Raw genomic sequence first — 15,612 nt, 5'->3', positions numbered from 1 at the left:
TCGTGCTTTCGAGCACTGCGCAACAGCGGCGTCCCGCACCCCGCTCTCACCCCAAACCCTAGGGCAAAAGCCAGACACAAGCGCCTTCAGGCGCGAATCCCTTCTTTGCCAAAGGCGAAGTCAAAAGATTCGCGCCTGAAGGCGCTCCTACGGGACTGGGTTACATGTTCAACGCGCGCCCGCCATCCACACGCACCACCTGCCCGGTGGTGTAGCGGGCATCGAGCAGCAACCACCGCACCGCCTCGGCCACGTCGCCGGCCTCGCCGGCGCGCTTGAGCGCGGTGCTGGCCAGCATCGCGGCCTTTTCGTGCTCGGGCTTGCCTTCCTCGGGCCACATCACCGCGCCGGGCGCGACGGCATTGACCCGCACCTCGGGGCCCAGCTCCTTGGCCAGCGACTGCGTCATCATCAGCAGCGCCGCCTTGGCCATGCAGTACACCGGATGCCGCGCCAGCGGGCGCTCGCCGTAGATGTCGCCGAGGTTGACGATGGCGCCGCCGGCCGCGCGCAGCGCCGGTGCCGCGGCCTGCGAGAGGAAAAAGGGCGCCCGCGCGTTCGAGGCGAACAGCTCGTCCCAGTCGGCCTGCGTTGCCGCGCCCACGGGCGTGGGCCGGAAGGCGCTGGCGTTGTTCACCAGCGCATCGAGCCGGCCGAAGCGGGCGAGGGTGGCCTGCACCAGGGCCTCGGGTGCGGCGGGGTCGGACAGCTCGGCCTGCAGCACCAGCACGCTGCCCGGGCGCGCGGCCTCGAGCGCGGCGGCCAGCGTCGCCATCTCGGCGCCGGAGCGGCGGTGGTGCAGGGCCAGGTCGTAGCCGGCGGCGTGCAGGCGACGGGCGATTTCGGCGCCGACGCGCTTGGCGGCGCCGGTGACCAGGGCGACGGGACGATCGGTGGGCATTCAGGCGCTCCGGGGCTTTGCCGTTATCCTGCGCGTTGGCAGATGAAGATTCCAACATGAGCGCACCCCTTCCGGCCCCTTCGGCCGAAGCCCTGGCCCACAGCGGGCGCCTGCAGGCCCATATCCGCGACCAGGTCCGCGCCGCAGGCGGCGCCATCCCGTTCTCGCGCTACATGGAGCTGGCGCTGTACGCGCCCGGCCTGGGCTACTACAGCGCCGGCGCGCGCAAGTTCGGCGCCGAGGGTGATTTCGTCACCGCGCCCGAGCTCGGCCCGGTGTTCGCCGAGTGCGTGGCGGGCGCGGCGATGGAGGTGTTCGCGCAGCTCGGCGGCCGCTTCGATTTCATCGAGCTCGGCGGCGGCAGCGGCGCCTTCGCCGAGGCCGCGCTGCGCTTCCTGCACGCCCGCGACGCGCTGCCGGCCCACTACCGCATCCTCGAACCCAGCGCCGACCTGCGCGAGCGCCAGATGGAGCGCCTGCGCGAGGCGCTGCCGCCGGCGGTGTTCAACCGCGTGGGCTGGCTCGACGGCCCGCCCGAGCGCGGCTGGCGCGGCTTCCTGTTCGCCAACGAGGTGATCGACGCGCTGCCGACGCCGCGCTTCGCCATCCGCGGCGGCGAGGTGTACGAGCAGCACGTGGCCCTGGCCGCCGACGGCGGTTTCGCCCTGGTCGAGCAGCCGGCCGATGCGCTGCTGCACGCGGCCGTGCGCCACGTCGAGCGCCACGTCGGCGCGCCTTTCCCGGACGGCTACCGCTCCGAGCTGCTGGTGCAGCTGCCGTACTGGATCCAGGCCGTGGGCGGCCTGCTGCGCGAGGGCGCGATGCTGTTCGTGGACTACGGCTACCCGCGCGCCGAGTACTACCTGCCGGAGCGCCGCGAGGGAACGCTGGTCTGCCACCGCCAGCATCGCGCGCACGACGATCCCTTCGACCTGCCGGGCCTGACCGACATCACCGCCTTCGTCGACTTCACCGCCCTGGCCGAGGCCGGCGTGGGCGCCGGCTTCGACCTGGCCGGTTACGCCTCGCAGTCGGCCTTCCTGATGGCCAGCGGCCTGGCCGAACGGCTGCAGGCGATCGCGGAAATCAGCGATCCGGTCGAACAGCACCGGCGCACCAACGAGGTCAAGCGGCTGATGCTGCCGGGCGAGATGGGCGAGCGTTTCCAGGCCATGGCCTTCCAGCGCGCGGTGGACATCCGCGCGCTGTTCGCGGCGGGCGACCGGAGCCACCGGCTGTGAGGCTGCGCGCGTTTTCCCGGCCCGCGCTGTGGCTCGGGGTGTGGGTCTTCGGCTGGGCGCTGTGCATCGTGCTCTCGCTGGTGCCGGCGATCGGGCTGCCGGGGCCGGCGAACTCCGACAAGATCGGCCATTTCCTGGCCTATTTCACGCTCACCGCCTGGGCCGTGTGCATCTTCCGCAGTCGCCGTGCGCACCTGCTGGCGGCGCTGGCGCTGGTGGGCCTCGGCGTGGCGATGGAGTTCGCCCAGGCACAGCTGACCACGGTGCGCCTGGGCGACGTGCGCGACGCGCTGGCCAATACCCTGGGCGTCGCCGCCGGGCTGGTGCTGTCGTTCACCCCGCTGGCGCGGGCCCTGGAGTGGCTCGATGCGCGGCTGTTTGGCGGCAAGGCGTCGCCGCTGTAGGAGCGCCTTCAGGCGCGAATCCTTTTTTTGCCGAAGGCAAAGTCAAAGGCAAAAGCAAAAGATTCGCGCCTGAAGGCGCTCCTACAGGGAGGCGCGTGCGGCGCGGATGGCGTCGATGCGGGCTTCGCGTAGCCAGTCGCCCACCGCGGGGCCGCTCAGGCCCTTGGCCACGGCGTGGCCGGCGGAGACCGCCGCTGCGGCATCGTGCAGGGCCAGCAGCCGTCGCGCCGGCGGGTAATCGTCCTCCTCGCGGCCCAGGCGGCCGCGGGCATCGGCTTCGCAGGCCAGCGCCAGCTGTTTCACCCGCTGCGGTTTGCGGAAGGCGTCGCAGCGCGAAAGCAGTTCGTGCACGGTATCGGGGCGAAGCTCGTCGATGCGGTGCACGTTGAGGTGCTCGCGGCAGACGATTTCGGCCACCGCGGCGAACTCCGCTGGCACCTTGTAGCGCGCGCAGACCGCGCGCAGCGGCCGCACGCCGCTGTGCTCGTGGCCGATGTGGCGCGGCAGCTTGTCCTTCGGCGTCAGCGCCTTGCCCAGGTCGTGCACCAGGGCGCAAAAGCCCACCAGCGCGTCGCCCGGCGCCAGTCGCGCCGCCATGTCCAGCACCATCTGCACGTGCACGCCCGTGTCCACCTCGGGGTGGTACTCGGGGCGCTGCGGCACGCCGTAGAGCGCGTCCACTTCGGGCAGCAGCTTCGCCAGCGCGCCACACGCGCGCAGCAGCGCGATGGCGGCCGAGGGGCGCGGCATCTCAAGCGCCTTCTTCAGCTCCTGCCACACGCGTTCGGGCACCAGGTGGTCGACTTCGCCCGCGGCGACCATGTCGCGCATCAAGGCCAGCGTTTCCGGCGCGATGGTGAAACCCAGCGGCGCGAAGCGCGCCAGGAAGCGCGCCGCACGCAGGATGCGCACGGGATCCTCGGCAAAGGCCGGCGACACGTGGCGCAGCACCCGCGCCCCGAGGTCGCGCGCGCCGCCGAACGGATCGACCAGCGTGCCGTCTTCGGCCTCGGCGATGGCGTTGATGGTGAAGTCGCGCCGCGCCAGGTCCTGCTCGAGCGTCACGTCGGGTGCGGCGTGGAAGACGAAGCCGTGGTAGCCGGGCGCGGTCTTGCGCTCGGTGCGCGCCAGCGCGTGCTCTTCCTTGGTCTGCGCGTGCAGGAAGACCGGGAAATCCTTGCCTACCGGCAGGTAGCCCGCCAGCACCATTTCGGCGGGCGTGCTGCCCACCACCACCCAGTCGCGGTCGCCGCCCGGCAGGCCGAGCAGCCGGTCACGCACCGCGCCGCCGACCAGGTAGCGACGCATGGCTCAGCGCGCCGCGCGGTAGCGCGCGTAGCGGGCCTGGCGGTCGGCCACGTGGCCCAGGATCTCGGGCAGCTTCGTGGCCACGCGCGTGGGCGTGATGCCCAGGCGGTGCAGGCCGTCGATGCCGCCGACCGAATCGGTCTTGAGCGAGCGGAAGTTGTCCGACGAGAACGGCTTGCCCGGCACGAAATCGAACACGAAGCCCTGCAGGCGGCCCAGCGCGTCCGGCAGCGGCACCACCAGGCGGCGCAGGCCCAGCTGGCGCGCGGTCATCTTCACGATCTGCGCCATCGTGAACACGTCCGGCCCGTAGAGTTCGTAAACCTCGCCGTGGGTGCGGCGGTCGCGCAGCGCACGCACCATCGCCTCGACCACGTCGCCCACGTGCACCGGCGCGAACTTCGCGCCCGCGCGCGCCAGCGGCAGCACCGGCGCCAGCTTGAGCAGGGCGGCGAAGCGGCAGAACAGGCCATCGCCCTGGCCGAAGATCACCGAGGGCTCGAAGATCGTCCAGTCCAGGCCCGAGGCCTTCACCGCCGCCTCGGCTTCGCCGCGCGACTTGAGGTAGTGGCTGTGGCCGCGGCCGGCGTTGAGCGAGCTCATCTGCAGCAGGCGGCGCACGCCGGCCAGCTGCATCGCCGCCAGCACCAGCTTGGTCAGCTCGACGTGGGCGCGGCGGAAGCCGCGGCCGTTGTCGCGCTTCTCGTTGAGGATGCCCACCAGGTTCACCACCGCATCGGCGCCGGTGAAGGCCTCGCGCAGCACGCCCGGGTCGTACACGTCCACCTCGCGCAGCGCCACGCCCGGCGGCAGCAGGCGGTCCGGGTGCGGGCCGAGGTTGCGGCTGAGCAGGGTGATGGCGTGGCCGTCGGCGGCCAGGCGCGACAACAGGTGCCTGCCGACGAAGCCGGTGCCGCCGAGGACGACGATGTTGAGCGGGGTCATGGGGTGTTTCCTGGAGCGTTCGGGGTGGGGCAGGTGAACTGACGGCGCGCGGCGGCCGGCACGGTGCGGCCCAGCAGGCGCTCGCTGACCGGCACCGCGCTGCGCTCGAGCCGCCAGTCGTAGATGACGCTGAAGGCCAGCACGCGCGCGACGTATTCGCGGGTTTCCCGGTAGGTGACGGTCTCGATCCAGAAGTCCGGGTCGAAGCCGGGACGGTCGCGGTTCCAGCGCATCACCGGCGCAGGCCCGGCATTGTAGGCCGCGATCGCCTGGTAGGCGATGCCGCCGTGTCCGTCGAGCTCGTGGCGCAGGTGGGCGATGCCCAGCTCGAGGTTGAGCTCGGGCCGGTACAGGCTCTCGGCGCCGGTCCAGGGCAGGCCCAGCCGGCGCGCGGTGCGTTCGGCGGTGGAGGGCAGAAGCTGCATCAGGCCGCGGGCATCGGCGTGCGAGCGCGCGCGCGGCATGAAGGCGCTTTCGGCCCGGGTCTGCGCCGCCACCCAGGCCGGGTCGAGGTCCTGTCGCTTCGACTCGCGCCGCAGCACGGCCTCGTGGTGCAGCGGGAAGCGCAGCGAGTAGTGGCGCAGGTCCTCGGGCGTGTTGCCGATGGTGAACACGGCGCGGTCGTACCAGTGCGCGTCGCGCGCGAACTCGATGGCCACCTTGCGCTCCTCCGGCGACAACACCTGCAGCAGCGCCGTCCACTCGCGCGTGGCCAGGCCGATGCGCTCGATGGCGAACAGCTCCAGCGCCCGCACCACGCCCGGGTGCCGCGCCACGCGCGCGCGCAGCGCCGGGTCGCTGGAGGGCTCGATCGGGCACAGTGCGTAGGGCTGCGCCAGCCGGTCGGCGGCGAGGAAGCCGTGGAAGGTGGCGGTGTCGGCGGCGCGGGCGTAGAGGGCGCGCGCGGCGTCGGACTGGCCCAGGCGCTCGCGCAGGCGCGCCTCGAAGTATTGCCAGCGTGGGTCTTCGCGCTGCGCGGTGGGCATGAACTCGATCGCGGCCAGCGCGCCGGCGTCGTCGCGGCGGTTCATGGCCTCGCGCACGCGCCATTCGTACAGGCGCTCGTCGTAGGCCGCGCGCGGCACCGCCTCGAGCCGCTCGCGCGAGCCAGGCAGGTAGGAGGCCACCGTCCACAGCGCGATTTCATAAAGCACCTTGCCGCGCGCCGCTTCGTCCAGGCCCAGGGCCGGGCCCAGCGTGGCCAGCTGCGCCTCGGCGGCATCGGGCGAACGTCGCGCCAGCCGCGCCAGGCCTTCGGCGGCCACCGCCCGGCTGCGCGCGTCCTTGGGCCAGCCGCTGGCGCGGGCATGCGGCGAATCGATGAAATCGGCGTAGTCATTCGCCAGTTTCGCGTCACCGGCCGGCAGGTCGCGGGCGAGGAAGCGGGCCAGGCCGCCCTGGCCGGCCAGCAGGGCCAGCTCGATGCGCTGCCAGCGCGCGGCGGCATCGATGTGGCCCAGGGCCTGCAGCGAGGCGAAGGGCGTGTTGCAGGCCTCGGGCAGCGACTCGCCGCGTTGCCACAGGGCCTTGCCGTCGGCGATCCACTGCGCGTCGGTGGCGCCCGTGGCCAGGCGCGCCGCGAGGTGGGCGCAGCGCATCTCGAGCGTGTCGATCGGCCGCCAGTCGGCCAGGAAGTCGGCCCAGCGGCGGTTGGTGGCCAGGTGCTGCAGCCAGGCGGCGCGCAGCCAGTCGCCGCTGGCCTGCCCGTCCTGGCGGCGCAGGGCCGCGCGCACGTCGGCGTCGGGTGCCGAGCCCAGGCGCCGGCGCAGGTGGCTGGCCTCCACCCACGGGGCCAGCGGGTGGTCCTTCACGCGGGCCAGGTCGGTTAGGCTCAGCTGCCCGCGCTCGGCCAGCCGGAAGGCCTCGAGGATGGCGGGGCGCTCGAGCGTCAGGTCTTCCGGCCGGTCCTGCGCCGCCGCGCCGGTGGCCAGCAAGGACAGGAAAACACCGAGGATGAGGAATTTGCGCGACATGGCCATGAGTCTAGCCCAAGCCCCCGGAAACGCCGCCCCCGGCCGGGGCGCCGCGTGAGCGCGGCCTGGCTGCTCTACCTGGCCCTGGGCGCGGTGGCGGGCGTGCTGGCCGGCTTGCTGGGCATCGGCGGCGGCCTGGTGCTGGTGGCGGCGCTGGTGTGGCTGCTGCCCACCCAGGGCGTGCCGCTGGAGCATGCCGTGCACGTGGCGCTGGCCACGGCCCTGGCAAGCATCGTGCTCACCGGCCTGAGCTCGGCCCGCAGCCACCATCGACGCGGCAGCGTGCTCTGGCCCACCGTGGCCTGGCTGGTGCCGGGCCTGCTGCTGGGCGGCTGGCTGGGCAGCGGCCTGGCGGTGCGGCTCGAGGGCGACTGGCTGCGCTGGCTCATCGCGGGCTACTGCGGACTGGCCGCGCTGCAGATGGCGCTGGACTGGCCGCGTTCGCGCCACGAGCGCGCCGATGCACCGCGCGGGCCTGGCTACACCGCGGCCGGCGGCGGCATCGGCGCGATGTCTGCGCTGGTGGGCATCGGCGGCGGTTCGATGACGGTGCCGCTGCTGGTCTGGCGCGGCGTGCGGCCGGTGCGCGCGGTGGGTACGTCCAGCGCCTGCGGCGTGGCCATCGCCATCGCCAGCGCGGCGGGTTATGCGCTGCAGGGTGCGCCGACCGGCCTGCCCGCGGGCAGCTGGGGTTACGTCTACCTGCCGGCCGCCGCGGGCATCGCCGTGGCGTCGATGCTGTGCGCGCCGCTGGGCACGCGCCTCGCCCACGCCATCAGCGGTCCGGCGCTGCGCAAGGTGTTCGCGGCCTTCCTGGCCGTGGTCGGCGTGAGTGTTTTTTTCTCACCCTGAACGAAACCGGGGCGCGGCGTTCGTTTGTGCTAACCGCGTGAGTGTTAGCGATTCTTGTCGCTTCTTGACGCTTTCCTTACAACCGGAGTCGTCGGCGCATTGGGGGGCAAGGCGCCGGCCATCCAACCTGAGGGAAGCCAATGAAGACCATCCGCAACTCCCGCCTGGCGCAGGCGGTCCGCGGCGCATTGCTGCTCGCGATGCTGCCCGCCGTGGCCCTGGCGCAGGACGAGGCCGCCGACGACCTCAAGACCCTCGACCGCGTCGAGGTCACCGGCACGCGCCTGAAAACCGCCGAAGCCGAGGGCCTGGTGCCGGTGCAGCGCATCACCCGCGCCGACATCGACCGCAGCGGCCTCACTTCCGTGGCCGACATCATCCAGTCGCTCACCGGCTCGGGCTCGGCGCTCAACACCAAGTTCAACTCCAGCGGCAACTTCGGCTTCCCGCCGGACGGCAGTGGCGTCGGCGCGGGCTCCGCGCAGGCCGACCTGCGCCACCTGGGCTCCAAGCGCGTGCTGGTGCTGGTGGACGGCATCCGCTGGGTGAACGAGGCCTCGGCCTCGGGCGTGGGCGCGGCCACCGACCTCAACACCATCCCGCTGGCCATCATCGACCGCATCGAGGTGCTCGAGGACGGCGCGTCCTCGCTCTACGGCTCGGATGCCATCGCCGGCGTGATCAACATCATCACCCGCAGGGATTTCGACGGGCTGGCCATCAATGCCCAGCTCGGCCAGTACGGCGAGGGCGACGGCACCACCAAGTCGATCGACTTCGCCTGGGGCACGAGCACCGAGCGCGCCAATTTTTTCCTGGGCCTGAGCTACACCGACCAGGACGTGGTCTTCTCGCGCGACCGCGCGCAGTCGAGCTTCCCGGTGCCCGGCACCGGCGTGGCCTTCGGCAGCTCGGCCACGCCGACGGGCCGCTTCATCTTCATCGATCCGAACACCAGCGAGGTGTTCGACATCACGCCCAACGACGGCGCCAATAACCCGTTCTTCGACCCGGCGCAGACCGGCTGCACGCGCACCGACGACTACCACTGCTTCACCAGCGCCGACCGCTTCAACTTCTCGCAGTTCAACCTGCTGCTCACGCCGTCCGAGCGCGTGGGCGCCTTCGGCCAGGCCCGCTTCGAGTTCAGCGACTCGGTGGGCGGCTACGCCAAGCTGCTCTGGAACCGCCGCCAGTCCACCAACCAGGCCGCGCCCGAGCCGCTGTTCCTGGGCCCCGAGGCCGGCACCGGCAACCCGCTGGCCGACAACATCTTCATCTCGGCGCTCAACCCCTTCAATCCGTTTGGTTTCGACCTGGACTCGGCCACCAACCTGATCCTGATCGGCCGCCGCCCGGTCGAAGGCGGGCCGCGCGTGTTCGAGCAGGAGGTCGACACCTGGTACGTGGGTGCGGGGCTGGAGGGCGTGTTCGACGCCGGCCAGCGCACGCTGTACTGGGACGTCAACCTGGCCTTCAGCGAGAACAAGGCCGAGCAGACCAACTTCGGCAGCTACAACATCCGCAACATCGCGCTCGCGCTGGGCGACCCGGCGGCCTGCGCCGCGGTGGCCGGCTGCACGCCGCTGAACATCTTCGGCGGCCCGGGCACGATCACGCCGCAGATGCTGGCCTGGATCCAGCCGATCGTGCGCGACCGCAGCCAGAACGACCTGGCCCTGGTCACGGCCAACCTCTCGGGCAGCCTGTTCGAGCTGCCGGCCGGTTCGGTGGACTTCGCCACCGGCCTCGAGCACCGCCGCCTGGAAGGCTGGTACCGCCCCGACGCGCTGACCATCGCCGGCGACTACAACGGCGTGCCCTCGCTGCCGACCTCGGGCAAGTACGACGTGAGCGAACTGGTCGTCGAGCTCAACTTCCCGCTGTGGAACAACGACGAGATCGGCCAGAAGCTCGACCTCACCGTGGCCGGCCGTTATTCCGACTACTCCACGGGCATTTCGGAAGTGACGCCCAAGTACGGCCTGCGCTTCCAGCTGGTGGAGGAGCTGGTGTTCCGCGCCAGTTATGCCGAGGGCTTCCGCGCGCCTTCGATCGGCGAGCTGTTCGGTTCGGCCAGCCGCTTCGACGCCCAGCTCGACGACCCGTGCTCGACGCCGCTGCTCAATCCCTCGCTGGCGGGCAACTGCGCCGCGCTGGGCGTGCCCTCGAACTACCAGCAGCCCAATCCGCAGATCTCGATCACCACCGGCGGCAACGACCAGCTCGACCCGGAGTCGTCCAGGAGCTTCGCGGCGGGCTTCGTCTGGAGCCCCTCGTTCCTGGAGAACTCGTCGGCGGCGGAGCGCGTGGACGTGGAGGTCACCTATTACCGCCACGACATCGAGGGCGCCATCCAGGCCATCGACGCCCAGACCCAGCTCGACCTGTGCGTGCAGACGCTCGACGCGCTCTACTGCGACGGCATCACCCGCGCGCCCACCGGCGGCATCAACGGCTTCAACAACCGCCTGACCAACCTGGGCACCATCGAGACCGACGGCTGGGACCTCGACCTGGTGTGGGTGTTCCCGGTCACCGACATCGGCCAGTTCAAGGCCGCCTGGCGCAACACCCTGGTGGGCGACTACCGCGCCGTCGGCGCCGCCGGCCAGGTGCAGCCGCAGGGCCCGGGCATCGAGGTGGTCGACAGCGCCATCCCGGAGTGGACCTCGAACTTCAGCCTCGACTGGTCGCGCGGCAACTGGAGCGCCGGCTGGACCCTGCGCCACATCAGCGAGCTGCGCGAACAGTGCGGCCGGGCCATCAGCTTCCCGGTCTGCTCCGACCCGGCCAACAACACCAACGTGCTCGAGGCCACCACCTACCACGACCTGCAGGTGGCCTACCGCTTCAAGGACTTCAACGACCTGGGCCTGGCCTTCGGCGTGAACAACGCCTTCGACAAGGACCCGCCGATCTGCCTGTCGTGCTCGCTCAACGGTTACGACGCCTCCACCTATGACATCCCGGGTGGGCGGTTCTTCTACGTGCGCGCCGACATCAAGTTCTGAGGAAAGAACTCACGGGTGCCGCGGAGCAATCCGCGGCCCCTTTCCGTCCGTACGCTTCAGGATCTGGCAGCGGCTTCGACCTTCCCCATGCCAATATCGGCAGCCCGGCGAAAAGCGGGTGCGACCCGGTCGCATTCTTGCGCCGGTACGCCAAGTGACTCGAAGGCGTTCCTCCAAGGGCGCGCAGCCGTAACGACCGAGTCTATGATCGCGGCGGCTTCCGGCTTTGACAGGCCGAACTGCTCGCACTGGCTGAGCGCATTGTCCAATGTCGCGAGGCGTCCCTGTGCGCCGACTCCTATCGCCAAGTAACGGTCCGTGCCCAGCATCGGGCGCGGCACCACGTCGTAAAGCGGACTCAGTCGCCAGCCACCACCAGTCGCGTCGTAAAGGAAGGCATGGTTGCGCAGGTGGTCGTCGTCGTTGGTGACCAAGATGTTGAAGACCATTCGACGGTAGAGTTCCGTCCGGTCTGCCTGGACATGGCCACTCACGCCGAACTGCTCGATGACCCGGCATAGGTCGGCATAACCGGCGCTCCGGTCGTGTTCATGCAAACCCAGCATGGTCAGGGCGCTTACCATGTGTGTCCTCGGGTATCCCGCAGCTTCTTCGCCGCGGTCGAAGCGTTCTATCAGCATCACGTCACGGCCGTCGCCGAGCCGGATGTGGCGCGTGCGCGGCACCTGGATTCCGGCCTGTCGCGCTAGTTCCAAGCTCGCCCGTTCGATCATGGGGACATTGAAGCCGTCCTGTCGGGCAGGGAATTTCGCCACCCACTGGCGACCGTCATCCCGTAGCGCTGCCTTGGGCCGCGCACCGCCCAAGCCCGGGGCGCCGAGGAAGATCATTTCCAGATGTGTGGGTACCGGCTCGCCTTCGGCGATGCGGTCGGCGGCTTGCACCAGATGCTCAAGGTCGAAGCTGCCGGGCAAGACCCCGGGCGCAGAGGGTGAATCGCGTGCCACTCGAACATCAAGCGCACCGGCTCGGTTGTCCCCGGCATGATCGAGGTATACCGACTCGGGGAGGCTGTCCGGGGGCGCCCTGAGTTTGTTTTCGATGACTCGCCGGCCCCACAAGTCTGGTGTTGCGTCTCGTAGCGCTCCGAACAGCGCCAATCCGTTCGCCGGCGTGATTTCCGCACGCCGAGCGTTGGAATCGAGGGCAAGCGACTTGGGATCGACCGGGATGCGGCCGTGTCGGGTCAAGTAGTTGCGCCCGTAGACGAACCGTGAGGCTAGCGTCTCGCGGCCCTCCTCGGTCAAGGTCAGAACACCAGCTGGCACTGCCTCTTGTTCGCCGGGAAGGTGCACGAAGACGTAGCGCAGGACATCAGCCATTCTCAAAAGTCCAAGTCCGGGATACGCGAGCTGCCAGCTCTCTTGGGGGCTGCTTCTGCCGCCAGGGCCTCGGTCAGCGGGTCGCGCAGTGACTCAATCAGCTCCAATTGGCCGAGCGCTTCCATGGCGTTCAGCCACACCCATAGAGCAACGCCGGGCTCGGCGCGCTCCAGTCTGTGGATGCTGCCGGGGCTGACTCGCGCACGCTCTGCCAGGTCCGCCTGGGTCATGTTGCGGACCAATCGCGCCCGCTGGATCAAACCCGCCAGATGCCGGGTCGTACGCTGTCCGCGGGACGTAATCGTGCTGGTTCCCTTGCTCTTCATTCGCATATATATACATGCAAAGCATTATAAAATGCAAATTTATGCAAATAGACGCGCCTGGTGGCTTCGTCTGGGCCAGCTGGCACGGATCGTTGTCGAAGGAGCGGTTGACGCTGGCGGGGGTGAAACCCAGGCTTGGCCGGCCAAACCGCCCGGAGCCCGCCATGCGCCGCACCCTGCTTGCCCTTGCCTGCCTCGCCGCCGTGCCGGCCCTCGCCCAAGTGGCGCCACCGCCGGCTGAAAAGCCCGAGCTGCACCAGATCGCCACCGCGCCCTCCGCCGCGCGCATCGAGGCCGACATCCGCCAGCTGGTGTCCTACGGCACCCGCCACACGCTGTCGAGCCAGACCGACCCGAAGCGCGGCGTCGGCGCCGCCACCCGCTGGATCCACGCCGAGTTCGAGCGCATCTCGCGCGCCTGCGGCGGCTGCCTCGAGGTGCGCTACGTGAAAGGCACCGTGCAGGGCGAGCCGCGCATCCCCGGCCCGGTGGAGGTGGTGAGCGTGATCGCCATCCAGCGCGGCAGCGCCGACCCCAACCGCTACGTGATCATGAGCGGCGACATCGATTCGCGCGCCACCGACGTGATGGACGCCGTGTCCGATGCCCCCGGCGCCAACGACAACGCCTCGGGCGTGGCCGGCACGCTTGAAGCGGCGCGCGTGCTGACGAAGTACACCTTCCCCGGTTCGATCGTCTACGCCGCGCTCTCGGGCGAAGAGCAGGGGCTGTTCGGCGGCCGGTTCCTGGCCGAACAGGCGCAGCGCGAGGGCTGGCGCATCACCGGTGTGCTCAACAACGACATGATCGGCAACAGCGCCGGCATCAACGGCATCGTCGACAACACCACCGCCCGCGTCTTCGCCGAAGGCACGCGCGCCACCGAAACCGCCGAGGAGGCCCGCCTGCGCCGCTTCACCGGCGGCGAAGTGGACTCGCCCACCCGCAACCTGGCGCGCTACATCGACCGCATGGCGGCCTACGTGCCCAACCTCGACGTGATGATGGTCTACCGCCTCGACCGCTTCGCCCGCGGCGGCCACCACCGCCCGTTCAACGACCTGGGCTATCCGGCCGTGCGCGTGATGGAAACCAACGAACACTACGACCGCCAGCACCAGGACCTGCGCACCGAAAACGGCCGCGTTTACGGCGACACGATCGACGGCGTGGACTTCGACTACGCCGCCAAGCTCACCGCGCTCAACGCCGTCAGCCTGGCCGGCCTGGCCTGGGCCCCGCCGCCGCCGGCCAACGTGAGCATCGAGGGCGCCGTCACCGCCGACACCACGCTCAAGTGGACCCGCGCCCCGGCCGCGCAGGCGCCCAACCTGGCCGGCTACAAGGTCTATTGGCGCCTCACCACCGAGCCGCAGTGGACCCACAGCCGCTGGGTCGGCGACGTCGAGGCCTTCACCCTCAGGAACGTCGTCATCGACAACTACTTCTTCGGCGTCTCCGCCGTCGCGAAAGACGGCACCGAAAGCCCCGTCGTCTTCCCCGGCGCCGCCGGCAGCTTCGGCGGCTATTGAAGAAACGGGGTCAGGTTCACTTCCGCCGCAGGAAGTGAACCTGACCCCCTTTCTATTTGGGCGCGAGCTCCACGCCCACCGCCATGTGGTCGGAGCCGGCGGCGGGCACGGCCTTGTAGTCGAGCACCTGGAAGCCGCCGGTGAGTACGTGGTCGAGGCCGCGCTGCGGGGCCCAGCTGGGGAAGGTGGACACGCGTTCGGGCGGTGGCTCGAGCGAGGTCTGGCGGTAGAGCGGGCGCATCTCGGGCGCGTCGAAGTCGCAGTTGAAGTCGCCCATCAGCACCAGGCGCGGCGCATCCGACAACAACTCGGCCAGGAAGCCGAGCTGGAGCTGGCGCGACTTCGCGCCCAGCGAGAGGTGGGTGATGGCCAGCTGCCAGGCGTCCTTGCCCTGGCCGAACTTCGCCAGCAGCACGCCGCGGCCGGCGATGCGGCCGGGCAGGGCGTAGTCGAGCATCTCGGCGGGTTCGAGCCGGCTCAGCAGCGCATTGCCGCTGCCGGCGATGCGCGAGATGCGCCGGTTCGGCTGGTGGCTCCAGTAGGGGAAGTGCGCGCGCTCGGCCAGGTAGTCGGCCTGGTTGGTGAAGCCCGAGCGCAGGCTGCCCGGGTCGGACTCCTGCAGGCCCACCAGGTCGTAGTTGCTGGCCAGCTCGGCCAGGCTGTCGAGGTTGATGCGCTTGCCGTTGGGCAGCACGTGCGACCAGCTGCGGGTGACGTAGTCGCGGTAGGCGCGCGTGCTCGAGCCCGCCTGGATGTTGGCGCTGAGCAAGCGCAGCCGGTCGGGTTTCTTTTCGGCCATTCGTCCATGGTGCGTCCGCCGCGCGGCGGGGACAAGACCGCCAAAGCAAACGGGCCGCTTTCGCGGCCCGTTGCGTTCAGCCTGGCGGTGGCGCCGCTCAGGGCATCGGCTTGCCGGCGCGCTCGTGCGCGACGATCCAGTCGATGCTGTCGAGCAGGCCTTCCATGCCGCGGTCGGCGGTGGCGGTGACGCGGTACTTGCCGGCGATGATCATGGTCGGGGTCGAATCGACGCCGCCGCGCAGCGAGAACTGGCGGGCGCGGTTGATCTTGGTGGTCACCGCGAAGCTCTGCATGGTCGACAGGAAGGTCTCGCGGTTGGCGCCCTGGCTGGCGTACCAGTCGGCCACTTCCTCCGGCGAGCCGGTCTGGAACTTGCGCTCGATCAGCACGGCCTTGAACAGCTCGTCGTGGGTCTTGTCCACCAGGCCCATGGCCTCGGCGGCGTAGAAGCCGCGGGCGAAGTTGTCGCTGGCGCCGCCGAACACGCCCGGCACGTAGACCAGCTTCACGTCGGCCGGCTGCTTGGTCTTCCAGGTGTTGAGCAGCGGCTGCAGGTTGGCGCAGTGGATGCACATGTACGAGAAGACTTCGGCCACCTCGATGCCACCCTGGGTGATGGTCGGCTGCGGCTCGGCCAGCAGCTCGTAGTCCACGCCCTTGCGCGGGGCCTTGGCCGGATCCAGCGGCGGCAGCTCGGCCGGCGCGGCCGGGGTGGCCTGGGCGGCCTCGGTGGCCGGCGCGGCAGGTTCTTCGGTGGCTTCGGCCGGCGCGGTGGCGTCGGTGGCAGCCTCGTCGGCGGCCGGGGCCAGGTCCTCGTCGGTCACCGAGGTGTCGGGGGCCGGGCCGGCCGGATCAACGACCGGGGCAGGCGCCGGGCCGGCCACGCCGGTGGATTGTTCGGCGGCCTTCTCGCCACAGGCGGCAAGGGCGAGGACGAGCAGCAGGGGCAGAACGTGCTTCATGGGGCAGGCA

The 15,612-nt window shown here is 70.5% G+C and carries 13 protein-coding genes; 5 read left to right on the top strand and 8 right to left on the bottom strand.

Features of this window, described 5'->3' with window-relative positions; genetic code table 11:
- Window positions 1-160: 160 nt before the first annotated feature.
- On the bottom strand, window positions 161-901 hold the full coding sequence (locus ABS41_RS09290; protein WP_290593194.1) for a pteridine reductase: 741 nt from the start codon (window positions 899-901) through the stop codon (window positions 161-163).
- Between the two features lie 56 nt (window positions 902-957).
- Here ABS41_RS09290 and ABS41_RS09285 point away from each other — a divergent pair, with 56 nt between their 5' ends.
- Together ABS41_RS09285 and ABS41_RS09280 are read left to right on the top strand one after the other, a co-directional pair.
- Window positions 958-2,142: an SAM-dependent methyltransferase gene (locus tag ABS41_RS09285; protein ID WP_290593192.1), complete on the top strand. Its 1,185-nt coding sequence runs from the start codon at window positions 958-960 to the stop codon at window positions 2,140-2,142.
- Window positions 2,139-2,546, top strand: coding sequence for a VanZ family protein (locus ABS41_RS09280; RefSeq protein WP_290593190.1), 408 nt, complete (start codon window positions 2,139-2,141; stop codon window positions 2,544-2,546). The genes ABS41_RS09285 and ABS41_RS09280 overlap by 4 nt, the downstream gene beginning before the upstream one ends.
- 81 nt (window positions 2,547-2,627) lie before the next feature.
- Here the strand turns inward: ABS41_RS09280 and ABS41_RS09275 are convergent, their stop codons facing one another.
- From ABS41_RS09275 to ABS41_RS09265, 3 genes are read right to left on the bottom strand one after another with little or no spacing between them, the layout of a single operon-like run.
- Window positions 2,628-3,854 carry a multifunctional CCA addition/repair protein gene (locus tag ABS41_RS09275; RefSeq protein WP_290593188.1) on the bottom strand — a complete coding sequence of 409 codons (1,227 nt, stop codon included), beginning with the start codon at window positions 3,852-3,854 and terminating at the stop codon, window positions 2,628-2,630.
- Window positions 3,855-3,857: 3 nt separating this feature from the next.
- Window positions 3,858-4,799 carry a complex I NDUFA9 subunit family protein gene (locus ABS41_RS09270; RefSeq protein ID WP_290593186.1) on the bottom strand — a complete coding sequence of 314 codons (942 nt, stop codon included), beginning with the start codon at window positions 4,797-4,799 and terminating at the stop codon, window positions 3,858-3,860.
- Window positions 4,796-6,772, bottom strand: a complete 1,977-nt coding sequence (locus tag ABS41_RS09265) for a transglycosylase SLT domain-containing protein (protein WP_290593184.1) — start codon at window positions 6,770-6,772, stop codon at window positions 4,796-4,798. The genes ABS41_RS09270 and ABS41_RS09265 overlap by 4 nt, the downstream gene beginning before the upstream one ends.
- 54 nt (window positions 6,773-6,826) lie before the next feature.
- On the opposite strand from ABS41_RS09265, the gene ABS41_RS09260 reads away from it, so the two are divergent.
- Both ABS41_RS09260 and ABS41_RS09255 read left to right on the top strand, forming a co-directional pair.
- Window positions 6,827-7,624: a sulfite exporter TauE/SafE family protein gene (locus tag ABS41_RS09260; RefSeq protein ID WP_290593180.1), complete on the top strand. Its 798-nt coding sequence runs from the start codon at window positions 6,827-6,829 to the stop codon at window positions 7,622-7,624.
- Between the two features lie 140 nt (window positions 7,625-7,764).
- A complete protein-coding gene (locus ABS41_RS09255; RefSeq protein ID WP_290593177.1) occupies window positions 7,765-10,638 on the top strand; it encodes a TonB-dependent receptor in 2,874 nt (957 codons plus the stop codon).
- Window positions 10,639-10,694: 56 nt separating this feature from the next.
- On the opposite strand, the gene ABS41_RS09250 is transcribed toward ABS41_RS09255, so the two are convergent.
- Both ABS41_RS09250 and ABS41_RS09245 read right to left on the bottom strand, forming a co-directional pair.
- Window positions 10,695-11,981, bottom strand: a complete 1,287-nt coding sequence (locus ABS41_RS09250) for a HipA domain-containing protein (protein WP_290593175.1) — start codon at window positions 11,979-11,981, stop codon at window positions 10,695-10,697.
- A 2-nt stretch (window positions 11,982-11,983) separates the two neighbouring features.
- Window positions 11,984-12,307, bottom strand: coding sequence for a helix-turn-helix transcriptional regulator (locus ABS41_RS09245; RefSeq protein ID WP_290593173.1), 324 nt, complete (start codon window positions 12,305-12,307; stop codon window positions 11,984-11,986).
- 164 nt (window positions 12,308-12,471) lie between these two features.
- Here ABS41_RS09245 and ABS41_RS09240 point away from each other — a divergent pair, with 164 nt between their 5' ends.
- Window positions 12,472-13,839, top strand: coding sequence for a M28 family metallopeptidase (locus ABS41_RS09240; protein WP_290593171.1), 1,368 nt, complete (start codon window positions 12,472-12,474; stop codon window positions 13,837-13,839).
- A gap of 52 nt (window positions 13,840-13,891) precedes the next feature.
- Here the strand turns inward: ABS41_RS09240 and ABS41_RS09235 are convergent, their stop codons facing one another.
- Both ABS41_RS09235 and ABS41_RS09230 read right to left on the bottom strand, forming a co-directional pair.
- Window positions 13,892-14,608 carry an endonuclease/exonuclease/phosphatase family protein gene (locus ABS41_RS09235; protein WP_290593221.1) on the bottom strand — a complete coding sequence of 239 codons (717 nt, stop codon included), beginning with the start codon at window positions 14,606-14,608 and terminating at the stop codon, window positions 13,892-13,894.
- A gap of 127 nt (window positions 14,609-14,735) precedes the next feature.
- Window positions 14,736-15,602, bottom strand: a complete 867-nt coding sequence (locus ABS41_RS09230) for a thiol:disulfide interchange protein DsbA/DsbL (RefSeq protein WP_290593169.1) — start codon at window positions 15,600-15,602, stop codon at window positions 14,736-14,738.
- Between the last annotated feature and the right edge of the window lie 10 nt (window positions 15,603-15,612).

Source organism: Arenimonas sp. SCN 70-307 (genome assembly GCF_001724815.1).
In the GTDB taxonomy this organism is placed as follows: domain Bacteria; phylum Pseudomonadota; class Gammaproteobacteria; order Xanthomonadales; family Xanthomonadaceae; genus Arenimonas.
The sequence above is the reverse complement of the archived record's forward strand: the minus strand, read 5'-3'. Positions and strand labels throughout refer to the sequence as shown.